The sequence below is a fragment of the Aminiphilus sp. genome, from assembly GCF_029975095.1.
Classification (GTDB): Bacteria; Synergistota; Synergistia; order Synergistales; family Aminiphilaceae; genus Aminiphilus.
This window is the reverse complement of the sequence record NZ_JARKPW010000235.1, coordinates 26,397-38,180: the sequence shown is the minus strand read 5'-3', so window position 1 is coordinate 38,180 and position 11,784 is coordinate 26,397. Positions and strand designations below refer to the sequence as shown.

Genomic DNA, 11,784 nt, shown 5'->3' with positions numbered 1-11,784 from the left:
AGGATTTCGTATGAGTGTCCGTTTCGATCTGAGGCCGGAGAGATATCGCAGCAAAGCCCAGCAACGGCAGTCGGGGCGCCCAGGACTGGTGCTCGCGGTCCTGTTCGCGGTGTTTCTCGCTCTCGCTCTCGGAAACACGCTGCTCGGCTATTTGCGGTTGGAGTCCCTCAGGAACGAGGCGGCCTCCGTCTCGGAGCGGATGTTTTCCCTGGAGCGGCAGGCGAAGGAGCTTGATAGAGAGCTGCAGCGACTGCAACAGCAGGAAAAACTCCACGCGGAGGTGCTCTCCATGGTGCGCGAGGACATTCCCTCCCTGGAATTTCTGGCGGCCCTCGAAGCATCTCTTCCCGGAACGGTGTGGGTGGACCGGGTCTCCGTCCGGCCCGGGCGTGCGGAGGCCGAGGGATACGCCTATTCCGAAGGGGACGTGGTGGTCTTCGGCAATGCGCTGTCCAAGGCGACGGTGGTGCGGGAGGTCAGTCTTCCCGTCACCAGCGGTGTTGTCCGGGACGGGCGGCGGTTCGTGCGTTTCAGTCTGTCCTGTTCGCTCACCGACCTCGCCTCGCTGGGCGATTCCACCGGAGGGGAATGAGATGACGGAGAGGAAAAGGCGGTTTTCCGGAGGTTTCGGTGTCTTTTCGCTTCTTCTGGTGCTCTTCCTGGTCGTTGCGGTGGCGGGGGGGGTGCTCCTGAACCAGCGTCTCCGCGCCCGTTTCGGGGAGGAGGAACGGAGGCTTCTCGATCTGCGGCGTGAAACGGCCGCGATGGAGCGGCATCTGGAGCGCACCTCCGCTCTTCTGGAACTCTACAAGAGTTCTCTCTCCCGCCTGGATGCGTACGTGCTGCAGTTCCCCCGCGACCGGGTGGGATTCTTCTCGGCGGTGGAGAGCGAGCTGACCAAATACGATGTGGAAGTGAAGCGCATCGCCCCCGCTCAGGCCACGGTTTCCGGGCGGACCGCCGTGACCGTGGAGTTCGAGGGCCCCTACTACACGATTCTCAAGGCCATGGCGGACTGGCGGGTCATGCCCGTGACGGTGCGCGTGGGCTCTCTGTCCCTCGCCTTCTCCGACAACAAGGGGCGCGTGACGGGATCGACCTTGCTGGAGACGGTGCTGGAAGGAGAGGGAGAACGATGAGTTTCGCCGGTGAAGAGTCTCCCTTCGAGGCGCTGTCGGAGCTGCTCCAGGGGGAATCCCCGGGGGCCAGAGGGCTGCGGATCCTTCTGTTCGCCCTCTTTCTCGGACTCGTCCTCTTCGAGGGGATGGGGTTGTGGCGCCTCCTGGCCCGAAGCGACGTCGTTCCGGGATCCTCCGGGGAGATTGTTCTGGCGGAGGATCGCGCCCGGCTGGAGGGCATGGTGAAGGACTTCTCCGCCACCATGCTTTCCCGGCAGACCAGCCGGCAGCTGGTGGCGCTCACCGTCGCCGCGGACCGTCGGCCCTTCGCCCCCGCCGGAGCCTTTGCCCCGGCGGTCGCGGTGGAGGTGGCGGCACCGGCGCAGCCGGCCCGGACGGTGCAGGAGATCCTTCCTCCCTATATGGTGCTCCGGGCGGTGGTCCTCATGGGAGAGCGGCGCAGCGCCGTGCTCGACGTGGAGGGGGAGTCCTCGGAACTCCTGGTGGAACCGGGAACGCGATTCGGCGGAGGGCTGGGCAGGGTGCTTTCCATTTCCGAGAAGAAGGTGGTCGTCTCATGGGCGGGCAGACGTATAGAACTTCGGATGGAGGAATGACGGTGAATCCCCGGAGCGAACGCCACGGCGCGGGGCTTGCGGGAATCCCGGTTCCGGACTGCTCCGGCGGAGCGCTTTTCGAAACGTGCCGCGTTCTCCGCGGTCTTCTCTGGAGTCTGGGGGTGCTTCTGGGCGTCCTGGCCGCCGTCCCCGCGTCGGCGTCGCTTGTTCTTCCGGTCTTCGAGGGAATCGAGGCGAACCAGGGGGGCAACATGCTCATCCTCGAAGCGAAGGGAACGGCACTTCCCCTTCCGGTGGTGCGCGGAGAGGAATCGGGGCGCATCACGCTCTTCTGGCCCGGGGTCTCCCTTCCCGCCGGGGGATGGGAGCGTGCCTACACTCTTCCCATGCTGGACCGGATCTCCCTCATGCAGGAGGAGCGGGGCCTGCGGATGGACGTGGAGTCCCCGCTGCCGCTGTCGCTCAAAGCGCCCGAGGGGGTCCCTCCGCTGCGTCGGGTCTCCCTCTTCTTCTCCCCCGCCTATTATCGCCCCCAGGGGCCGTCGCCGACTCCTCCCCCACCTGCTCCCGCCGCGGGGGATCCCCTCCAGCGGACCACTCCCGTGACGATCGACGTGCGGGACATGGAGCTGCGGAGCGTCTTTCTCATGCTCGGAAGGATGACGAAGTGCAACATCGTCTGCGATCCCTCTCTGCCCACGGAGTCCGTGACGCTCAGCCTGAAGGATGTTCCCTTCAATCAGGCCATGAACTACCTGCTCCGCATGTACGACATTCGCTACGCCCTGGTGGGGAACACCATTCTGGTGGGCAAGCGGGAGAACCTGGCCCGGACCCTGGGGCGGGAGACCACCCGGGTCTTCCGGATCGGCTACGGGGATCCGAAGGCGTTACCCGCGCTGATTCAGGGGCTTGTGGACGTGCAGAAGGTGGTGGTGGACGAGCGGCTCCGGGAACTCTACGTCACGGCCTCGCCGGAGATCCTCGACGAGGTGGCGCGCTTCCTCGAACGCATCGACCATCCGGGACGGCAGGTCATGGTCCAGGCCCGAATCATCCAGGTCGCCAAGAGTGACAGCGACGAAGTGGAGGCCTCCCTCTCCGCGGTGTACAAACACTGGTACTTCACCTACGGCCCCGGAGGCGGCGTGATCGGCTACATCGACTCCAACAAGCCCGACAGATACGACCCCGACTACGACGACGACGCGCTCATCCAGCCTCCCGACGGCATCGAGCCGGAGAACATCATGAAGAACACCATGCGCATGCTCGACGGAGGGCTCCGGGCCGTCACCGCCAAGGGGAACTCCAACGTGCTCGCCCAGCCGACGGTCATCGCCGTGGACGGCGAGAAGGCGGTGGTGCGCCTTACCCAGCAGATCAAGTACGTTTCCGGGCGGGACGACGCGGGAAACCCCACCTACGGCGACGTGGAGGCGGGGCCCACTCTGGAGATCGTTCCTACCATCGGCCGGGAGGGAATGATCACCCTCGCCATGAAGCTCGCCACGGGAGACGTGACCTTCAAGGAAAGTTCCAGTTTCCAGGTTCCCGAGTCGAACAAGCAGGAGGTTGAGACTCGGGTGCGGGTCCGCAATGGCGAGCCCTTCGTGGTGGGCGGTCTCTTCGACACTCGTCGCAGCGAGAGCGTGTCGAAGATTCCCATCCTGGGAGACCTGCCCCTGCTGGGAACGTTCTTCCGCACCACGAGCAAATCAGAAAAGACCACAGAGGTGATCATGGTCATCGTTCCTTATATCCTGGACATTCCCGAGGGCGGGATCGAGAGCACGGAAATCCGGCGTTCGACCGCTCCCTGACCGCCCTTCCGACAGGCCCGGAAGAAAGACCCGCATTTCCCGGCTTGGCAAGGACCATGCTATCGGGTAATCTGTTTCTTTGACGAACCGTCGTAGAACGGACGGACGTTTGAAATTCGCTCCGCACTGTCGGAAGGATCGGGAGGGTGCGTCCATGGCGCAGGTAGTCGACACCAGTGATTTTTACAGCGGATTGAAGTTCAAGTGGCAGGACAGCGTTTGGGAAGTGCTTGATTTTCAGCATCACAAGATGGGGCGGGGCGGGGCGACGGTGAAGACCAAGGCGAAGAACCTCTTCACGGGATCCATCGTGGAGACGTCCTTCCGTTCCGGCGAACGGTTCGAGCGGATCGTCTTCGACGAGAAGCCCGCCCAGTATCTGTACCAGGAGGGGGACGGCTACGTCTTCATGGATCTGGACAGCTACGATCAGATTTCCCTGTCGAAGGCGATTCTGGGAGATGCGGTGCTCTTTCTCAAGGACAACCTGGACGTGAACTTGGAGATGTACGAGGGAAAGGTCATGACCATCGAACTCCCGAAGTCGGTGGAGCTCAAGGTGGTGCGGACGGACCCGGGCTTCAAGGGGGACACCGTGTCGGGGAGCGGCAAGCCCGCGACCCTTGAAACGGGGCTCACCATCAACGTGCCCATGTTCATCAACGAGGGAGAGGTCGTCGTCGTCGATACCCGGACGAGTCAGTACATCGAACGGGCCAAGAAGTAGACGGCCCCGAAGAAGGGCGGAGGTGATCCGACGTGCGTGCGCGGGAGACGATAGCCTACATAAGGGGCATGCTCGATGCCAGAACCTCGCTGGAAGCAGCGGATCGGCAGGTGTACGACGCAATTGTCGCCGCTCTCGCCGCCCTGGCGGAGCAGATCGAGGAGAACGAGCGCCGTGCGGAGGACCAGCAGGAACACCTGGAGGAACTCGCCGGAGAGATCGCGGAACTTCGGGAGGACCTGGACGAGGTGGTGGAATCCTTCGACGGTCCCCAGCGGGGGTCTTCCTGGACCTTCGGCGGTTCCGACGAGGAGGACGACTCCTTTTCGGAGGAGGAGTCCCTCGACGGGGAAGACGACGAGGATGAGGATCTCCTCGACCAGTACGAGTCCTGTGTGTGTGTGCACTGCGGCCACGTGTTCTTCTTCGCCCCCGATGCCTACGAGGACGAGGAGGAACTTCAGTGTCCCCAGTGCGGTCGTATGTTCGCGCTGCGGGAGTAGGGCGGTACTGAACGGGAACAGGGACAGGCACGGAGGGGAGGTTCGGATCAGGTGGAGCAGAAAGACCGGGAGCACTTCGATCTCGAAGAGGACGCTGTTCAGGAGGACGAGATGCAGGAGGATGTCGCGCCCGAGGAGTTCCGTCCTCAGGCCGATGGTGAGGTTCGTATCTCGGAGGAAGTGATTCTGCAGTTGGCGACGCAGGCTCTCAAGAATGTCCACGGGGTCAAGCCCGCCGGAGCGGGGCCGCTGGCTTCTCTCGGACTGGGACGGAAGACCACGAACGGCATCCGCATCGCCGTCGAGGAGGGCATGCCTCCGCGCATTCTCGTGGACGCCTACATTTCCGTGAAGTACGGAATGCGCATCCCCGATGTCGCCTGGGACGTTCAGGAGTCCGTCAAGGGCCATCTTGAGACGTACACGGGCTATCACGTCAAATCCGTCAACGTCTACGTGCAGAGCATCTATCTCAACGAAGCCGAACCGGAGTCGCCGCCCGCGCCTCCCGCTTCCCAGGGACACGGCGGACAGCAGGCAGACACGATGCCCCAGACGCCGGGTTTCGTCGTGTCGGGAGATCCCCATCGCCCCGAGGAGGAGCCGGAGAAGGATCAGGAAAACTCCTGATCGTGGGCTGATCGTGAAGGAGCCGGTCTTCGCAGGGCCGGCTCCTGTTCTGTGAGGTGAGGCCCGTGTTCTTGTACTGGAAATCGTCACCGCAAGGAAAGCTCTGGATCTCCGAGAGCGGCGTGCGGACGCTGTTGAACGAAAAACTGCCCGAGGGATTTCAGTGCAAAGACGTAGCGCTCTGGGACGAGAAGGGGCTGCTCGTGCCGCGCATCGGCTTCTCCGAGGGAAGCGACGCGGCGGACAGAGAGCGCCTCCGGTCCGCCGCGGAACTGGTCCGCCGCCTCCTGACCCCTCTGGGTTTCGAGGCCGTGGAGGTCATGTGGCTCGCCGCGGAGAAGCCCTCCGAGGGCGGCTCTCTGGAGAAGATGCTTCACGATCCACGTGCCTGGGGAGGTGCCGTCGCCCTGCTCGTGGGGCTTGCGCACATGGGTGTTCCCGGTCTCGTGCGGGCGCTCGTCGCCGGAGGAATCGCCTTCGGCGCGGCGTGGTTCGTCCTCGACGTGCGGGGACGGATGATGGTTCGAAATATTCTGCGACGTCTGCGAGGGTGAAGAGTGGAAAGACATTTGCTGCCCCAGAGAAGACGCAGATCCAGGGAGATCGCTCTGCAGCTTCTCTACACGCTGGATCTGCGCCCGGATGAACTGCCCGCATCGGTGCTGGGAACGTTCCCCATGGATTCGGAGGACCCGGAGGTCGTTCGGTACGCGAAGGAACTCGTCTTCGGAGTCTGGTCCGAACGCGTCGCCATCGACACGCTGATCCGCACCTACATCGTGAACTGGCGCCCCGAGCGCATGGTCGTCGTGGATCGCGTTGCGGTCCGGATGGCCCTGTACGAGGGGTCCGTGGCGAAGACGACGCCCCTCGCCGTGGCGATTTCCGAGGCGGTGGAACTGGCCAAGGTCTTCGGCACCGAGGAATCGGGACGTTTCGTGAACGGCGTGCTGGGACGCATCGTCCGCGCCCTGGAGGGACTCGGCGCCGACGGCGACGAAGGGGAGAGAAAGAAACGGGATGAGGGAGTTCCGGAAGACACTTCTCACGGTGAGTGAGGTCAACGCCCGGGTCGAGGGGCTGCTCGGAGCGGACTCCCTTCTGCAGAACTGCGTCGTCCGCGGCGAAATCCTGGAACTCAAGCGGCACACCAGCGGACACGTCTACTTCACCGTGGGCGATGCGGGAAGCCGCCTCGCCGCGGTGCTCTTCCGGGGCGACGCCGTGCATGTGCCCCAGTGGCCCCAAGTGGGGGACGAAGTCTTCGTGGAGGGGCGCATCGGCGTCTATGCCGCCCGCGGCACCTACCAGCTCTATGCCCGCCGCCTCATCCCCGCGGGTTCGGGCGCCCAGGCCCGGGCCAAGGCGGAGCTGCAGGAGCGCCTTGCCAGGGAAGGCCTCTTCGATCCGCGTCACAAACGCCCCCTGCCGCCCTGGCCGATGCGGGTGGCCCTGGTGACATCCCCTACGGGGGCGGCGGTCCGGGACGTTCTCAAGGTCTCCCGGAAGCGCTGTCCCGCCTGCGCCATCCTGGTTGTTCCCGCGGTCGTCCAGGGGTTCGAGGCCCCGGAGAGCGTCGCCCGCGCCCTCGGCATCGCCGGAAGCGCCTCCGGCGTGGAGGTGGTGCTCCTCGTTCGGGGAGGTGGATCGCGGGACGATCTCGCCGCCTTCGACGACGAGCGGATCGTCCGGGCTCTCCGTTCCTGCCCCGTTCCCGTGGTGACCGGCGTGGGACACGAGGTGGACCAGTCCCTGGCGGATTTCGCCGCGGACGCGGCCTGCTCCACCCCCTCGGCGGCGGCGGAACGGGTGTTTCCCGACAGGCATGCCCTGCTCTCCCAGCTCGCGCTCCAGCGGCGCCACCTGTGCCGCAGCGCGGAACGCCGGCTCGGCGGACTGGAGCAGCATCTGGCCCAGCTCCGGCACCGCATGACCGCGGCGATCTCCCGGGGGGCCCTCGCGGAGGCGGAGACCCGGCTCGTCCGGGCCTTCCAGGAGCTTCGCGGGCGTATGTCCCAGGGGATCATGCGCGCCGAGGCCCGTCTCGGCGGGCTCGCCGCCGCGCTGGACGTCCTTTCTCCCCTGAGCGTGCTGTCCCGGGGGTTCATCTCCTGCGAGGACGAAGGCGGACATCCCGTCGTCTCCGGTGCCGCGCTGCGCCGGGGGGACGGCGTGCGCCTCTGCTTCGCCGACGGAAAGATCGGTGCGGAGGTTACGGAGGAAATGACATCTCACGTACCCGGACCGGGGAAGGAGTGAGAGCGTGTTACCCGAGACGCTGCAATGGAGGGACGGCTCCCTGATTCTTCTCGACCAGAGGGTTCTTCCCGGAGACGTGCGCCATCTCGTCTGCCGCGATGTGGAAACCGTGGCCGTCGCCATCGAGACGCTCGCCGTGCGGGGCGCTCCCGCCATCGGCATCGCCGCGGCCTACGGCATGGCCCTCGCCGCCCGTGCGGGAGGACGGAAAGCCCTCTCCGGAGCGGAGGAACGCCTTGCCAGGACTCGCCCCACCGCGGTGAACCTCTTCTGGGCGCTGGAGCGCATGCGTGCGAGGAGCAGCTTCGAGGGCGATGTGACCCTCGCGGAAGGGCTGCTTGACGAGGCGGTGCGGATCCACGAGGAGGACATCGCCATGAACCGCGCCATGGGCGCGAACGGAGCGGCCCTGCTTCCGCAGCGGTGCGCCGTACTCACCCACTGCAACGCCGGTGCGCTTGCGACGGGAGGATACGGCACGGCCCTCGGGGTCGTCCGTGCCGCCGTCCATGCCGGAAAGGACGTGCGCGTCTACGCGGACGAGACCCGCCCGGTGCTCCAGGGTGCGCGCCTCACCGCCTGGGAACTCCGGGAGGAGGGCATCCCCGTGACGCTCGTCTGCGACGGCATGGCGGGAGCGCTCATGGCCTCGGGACGGGTGGACGCGGTGATCGTGGGAGCGGACCGCATCGCCGCCAACGGCGATGTGGCGAACAAGATCGGCACCTACGGCGTGGCCGTCCTGGCCCGTCACCACGGCATTCCTTTCTACGTGGCGGCTCCGACGAGCACCTTCGACCCATCCCTGTCGCACGGTGCGGCCATCCCCATCGAGGAGCGAAACGGCGAGGAAGTCCGTTCCTTCGGCGGCGTGCGCACGGCCCCCGAGGGCATTCCTGTGTGGAACCCCGCCTTCGACGTCACCCCGGGAACGCTCATCACGGCCATCATCAGCGAGGAGTCCGTGGCGTTTCCTCCCTATCGCTTCGGGACGGCGGAAAAGGGCGTAGGAAAGCTCTGATGAAGAAGGAATCGCCCTCTTTCGATCGCAGCATCGAGTTTTTCCGAGGTGAGCGCGGCATTGTTCAGGGAAGCTCTGAAATAAAGACCTTTCGCTTTCCCTTGACTCGAGTCGCATCAGGCTCCGCGAGGCGCCCTGGGGGGCCGGCGTAGCCTTCTTCAGAGGTTCCTCAGAGGTTCCGTAGAGCGGAGAAGAACTTCTCCATGCCATCTTCCGAGGAGTCCGGTGGCGCAATGCGCCAAGGCGGAACCGACGCTCGGGTTTGCTCTTGAGGAACATGTCGCTTTTCCTGCATCCATCGACGTGTTTTTTGTGGGTGTCGCGGCGAGTCGAAGGGAGCGCGTGTCCTTTGCAGACGTTGCCGGAGACGGAGGAGCGGCGTTGCTTTCACGGTGAGGCGGAGGGAGCACATGCCTTTTTCGGTTTGTCGGGGACGGAGGAGCGGCGTTTTCGAGTTCTCCGGGGATGGAAGGGGGTTGCTCGTTCCGCGGTGAGACATGGAGAATGCGTGTCGTTTTCGGTCTCTCCCGGAGGCGGAGGCGAGAGGTCGCTCCGTTTCCGCAGCGCACGCGCCCGGTAGCGGAGCTGCAATGGAAGAGATACGTCGTCCCGTCCCGCGAAAAGACAGCACGGTCCGCACAGGCTCAACACGCCACGGTACACGGAGAAGGAGATGGAACCGGTGAGAACAGCACGGAATGTCCTTTGCGTTTTTTTCTTCGCACTTCTTTGCGTTTCCGGCGTCTGCGCCGTCGCTACGGCGGCGGAGGTCGCCTTCACACCGGTGAGCCCCACGAACAACCAGACGGATTTTCCCGTCACGGGGAGCCTTCGCTGGTCCATCACCGTCACGAGCGGCGACGAGGAGATTTCTTCCTCGGAATTCACCTATGAAGTCTACCTGGGGTCCTCCAGCCAGAACATTCAGCGCGTCGCGGGTCCCGGATATGCGTCCACGCTGTACACTCCCGGGGATCTTCAGGTGGGGAGGACCTACTACTGGTATGTTCGGGCGACGAACGGCGAGGTGACGGCCACCTCCGACGTCTGGGCCTTTACGACCGTCGCGGAGGGCTATCCCAGCGCACCCTATTCGCCCGATCCCGCCGACGGGGCCACGGAGACGGCGGGGGACATTTCGCTCCGATGGAGCCCCAGCGAGGGAACGGGGAGCGAGGGTGTCACCTACACGGTGTACTTCGGGACCACCTCGCAGAACATGACCGTTCCCGCAGACGGTGCGGGGATCACCGTTCCGCATCTCACGCCGCCTCAGCCGCTGAAGGGGAAAACCCTCTACTTCTGGCGGGTGGAGGCGACGAACGACCGGGGGAACACCACTTCCTCGGTGGTCTGGTCCTTCCGGACGATGGAGATCGACGAGCCTTTGAGCAGCGGAGGATGCGCCCTGGGCGGTGCATCTCCCTGGGCGGCCCTGCCGCTTCTGGCGGGATTTCTTTTGGCCGCTCGTTTCCGGAGGCGCCGCGGCGGGAACTGACGGATTTCGCCGGAAGGCGCCCGCCGGAGCGGGGAGGCATGTTGCCCGTCCGCCTTCTTTTTTCTGAAGAGGGCCCAGGAAGCCGGGTTCTCAGCCCGGTAACAGTCGTGTCTCCGTCTCGCCTTTGGGAAACTCTGATGAAAAGGATTCCTCGCTCTGTCGACCTTGACCGCATCGCGTTTTCGTGAGGTCGGTTCGGCCTTCTTCAGAGGTTCCTTTGCTTTTCTGAAGAGACCTCGGCTGCCGGAGCCATCTGTGAAATCTCCGACGTCCGAAAGCGGCGGAGGCATGCTCCAGGGATCCGCCGAAGCTCTTGTGAGACTTTTGTGAAGCCGTTGCGGAAGCCATGAACGCATTTAAGGAGGAAACGCCATGACGACAAGCCGTATCGCCGATTCTTCCCTCGCTCCTTCCGGGGCGAACAAAATCCGCTGGGCCTGGCAGTACATGCCGGTCCTGTCGCTGCTGGCGAAGAAATACCGGGACGAGAAACCCCTTGCGGGGTGTCGCCTCGTCGCCTGTCTCCACCTGGAGGCCAAGACGGCCTGCCTGCTCCGGACCCTGAAGGAGCTGGGCGCGGAGGTGGTCGCCGCGGGAAGCAACCCCCTCTCCACCCAGGACGATGTGTGCGCCGCCCTCGTGGAGGAGGGGGTGCAGGTCTTCAGCAGGCGGGGCATGACTCCCGAGGAGTATTTCGACTACCTTCGGGATGCGCTGCGCGGCGGCGCGGACGTGCTCATCGACGATGGGTGCGACCTGGTCGCCATGGTTCACGAGGAGTTTCCCGAGCTGATCCCCCGCATCCGGGGCGGCTGCGAGGAGACCACCACGGGAGTGAAGCGCCTGCGCGCCCTGGACCGGGAGGGACTTCTCCGGTTCCCCATGATCGCCGTGAACGACGCCTACAGCAAATATCTCTTCGACAACCGGTACGGAACGGGGCAGTCCGTCCTCGACGCGCTGCTGCGCACCACGAATCTGCTCATCGCCGGCCGCACCGTGGTCGTCGCGGGGTACGGCTGGTGCGGCAAGGGCGTCGCCACGAGAGCCCGGGGCATGGGCGCCACGGTGGTGGTGGTGGAAGTTGACCCCCACCGAGCGCTGGAGGCCCTCATGGACGGGCATCACGTCGCTCCCATGATGGAGGCGGCGCGCCTGGGGGATGTCTTCGTCACCGTCACGGGGAACACCCGGGTGATCCGGGGCGAGCACATGGCGGTCATGAAGGACGGCGCGCTTCTGGCCAATGCGGGGCACTTCGACGTGGAGATCTCCATTCCCGATCTGGAAGGGCTCTCGGAGAGATGGGAGAGCTTCCGCCCCAACGTGCGGACCTATACGCTCAGGGACGGGCGGCACCTTCACCTGCTCGGCGAGGGACGGCTGGTGAATCTCGCCGCCGGCGACGGCCATCCCGTGGAGATCATGGATCTCAGCTTCGCCATGCAGCTTTTGTCGGCGCTCCACATCTGGACCACCCGCCTCGCCCCGGGAGTGAGCAATGTGCCGGAGGAGCTGGATCTGCAGGTGGGCCGGCTCAAGCTGGAGAGCCTCGGCATCGCCCTGGACGAGCTGACGGAAGAGCAGCGGGTCTACCTCGACAGCTGGAAGGAAGACTAGGCGGAGA

The 11,784-nt window shown here is 65.0% G+C and carries 13 protein-coding genes; all 13 read left to right on the top strand.

What is annotated here, in order from left to right; all coding sequences use genetic code 11:
• Positions 1 to 592 (top strand): PilN domain-containing protein (locus tag Q1K49_RS14605; protein WP_300526697.1); only part of this gene is annotated, 592 nt, incomplete at its 5' end.
• Between the two features lies 1 nt (position 593).
• Positions 594 to 1,139 carry a hypothetical protein gene (locus Q1K49_RS14600; RefSeq protein WP_300526696.1) on the top strand — a complete coding sequence of 182 codons (546 nt, stop codon included), beginning with the start codon at positions 594 to 596 and terminating at the stop codon, positions 1,137 to 1,139.
• Complete coding sequence (locus Q1K49_RS14595; RefSeq protein ID WP_300526695.1) at positions 1,136 to 1,735, top strand: hypothetical protein; 600 nt, start codon at positions 1,136 to 1,138, stop codon at positions 1,733 to 1,735. Before Q1K49_RS14600 ends, Q1K49_RS14595 begins: the two co-directional genes overlap by 4 nt.
• Positions 1,696 to 3,519, top strand: coding sequence for a secretin N-terminal domain-containing protein (locus Q1K49_RS14590; RefSeq protein WP_300526694.1), 1,824 nt, complete (start codon positions 1,696 to 1,698; stop codon positions 3,517 to 3,519). Before Q1K49_RS14595 ends, Q1K49_RS14590 begins: the two co-directional genes overlap by 40 nt.
• A 154-nt stretch (positions 3,520 to 3,673) precedes the next feature.
• Complete coding sequence (gene efp / locus Q1K49_RS14585; RefSeq protein ID WP_300526693.1) at positions 3,674 to 4,246, top strand: elongation factor P; 573 nt, start codon at positions 3,674 to 3,676, stop codon at positions 4,244 to 4,246.
• 32 nt (positions 4,247 to 4,278) lie between these two features.
• Positions 4,279 to 4,749 carry a hypothetical protein gene (locus tag Q1K49_RS14580; protein ID WP_300526692.1) on the top strand — a complete coding sequence of 157 codons (471 nt, stop codon included), beginning with the start codon at positions 4,279 to 4,281 and terminating at the stop codon, positions 4,747 to 4,749.
• 51 nt (positions 4,750 to 4,800) lie between these two features.
• Entirely contained in the window at positions 4,801 to 5,379 is a 579-nt protein-coding gene (locus Q1K49_RS14575; RefSeq protein WP_300526691.1) for an Asp23/Gls24 family envelope stress response protein, read from the top strand.
• Between the two features lie 65 nt (positions 5,380 to 5,444).
• Positions 5,445 to 5,933, top strand: coding sequence for a hypothetical protein (locus tag Q1K49_RS14570; protein WP_300526690.1), 489 nt, complete (start codon positions 5,445 to 5,447; stop codon positions 5,931 to 5,933).
• A 3-nt stretch (positions 5,934 to 5,936) separates the two neighbouring features.
• On the top strand, positions 5,937 to 6,437 hold the full coding sequence (nusB, locus tag Q1K49_RS14565) for a transcription antitermination factor NusB (RefSeq protein ID WP_300526689.1): 501 nt from the start codon (positions 5,937 to 5,939) through the stop codon (positions 6,435 to 6,437).
• Positions 6,400 to 7,638: an exodeoxyribonuclease VII large subunit gene (xseA, locus tag Q1K49_RS14560; protein WP_300526688.1), complete on the top strand. Its 1,239-nt coding sequence runs from the start codon at positions 6,400 to 6,402 to the stop codon at positions 7,636 to 7,638. The genes nusB and xseA overlap by 38 nt, the downstream gene beginning before the upstream one ends.
• A gap of 4 nt (positions 7,639 to 7,642) precedes the next feature.
• A complete protein-coding gene (mtnA, locus tag Q1K49_RS14555) occupies positions 7,643 to 8,659 on the top strand; it encodes an S-methyl-5-thioribose-1-phosphate isomerase (RefSeq protein WP_300526687.1) in 1,017 nt (338 codons plus the stop codon).
• Positions 8,660 to 9,341: 682 nt separating this feature from the next.
• A complete protein-coding gene (locus Q1K49_RS14550) occupies positions 9,342 to 10,157 on the top strand; it encodes a fibronectin type III domain-containing protein (protein WP_300526686.1) in 816 nt (271 codons plus the stop codon).
• 372 nt (positions 10,158 to 10,529) lie between these two features.
• Positions 10,530 to 11,777, top strand: a complete 1,248-nt coding sequence (locus tag Q1K49_RS14545; RefSeq protein ID WP_300526685.1) for an adenosylhomocysteinase — start codon at positions 10,530 to 10,532, stop codon at positions 11,775 to 11,777.
• Positions 11,778 to 11,784: the final 7 nt, after the last annotated feature.

What these genes read in the sequence shown, in the direction of transcription:
- Q1K49_RS14600 (WP_300526696.1), top strand. Translation starts at nt 594, where the DNA reads ATGACGGAGAGGAAAAGGCGGTTTTCCGGAGGTTTCGGTGTCTTTTCG.
- Q1K49_RS14595 (WP_300526695.1), top strand. Translation starts at nt 1,136, where the DNA reads ATGAGTTTCGCCGGTGAAGAGTCTCCCTTCGAGGCGCTGTCGGAGCTG.
- Q1K49_RS14590 (WP_300526694.1), top strand. Translation starts at nt 1,696, where the DNA reads ATGGGCGGGCAGACGTATAGAACTTCGGATGGAGGAATGACGGTGAAT.
- efp (WP_300526693.1), top strand. Translation starts at nt 3,674, where the DNA reads ATGGCGCAGGTAGTCGACACCAGTGATTTTTACAGCGGATTGAAGTTC.
- xseA (WP_300526688.1), top strand. Translation starts at nt 6,400, where the DNA reads ATGAGGGAGTTCCGGAAGACACTTCTCACGGTGAGTGAGGTCAACGCC.
- Q1K49_RS14545 (WP_300526685.1), top strand. Translation starts at nt 10,530, where the DNA reads ATGACGACAAGCCGTATCGCCGATTCTTCCCTCGCTCCTTCCGGGGCG.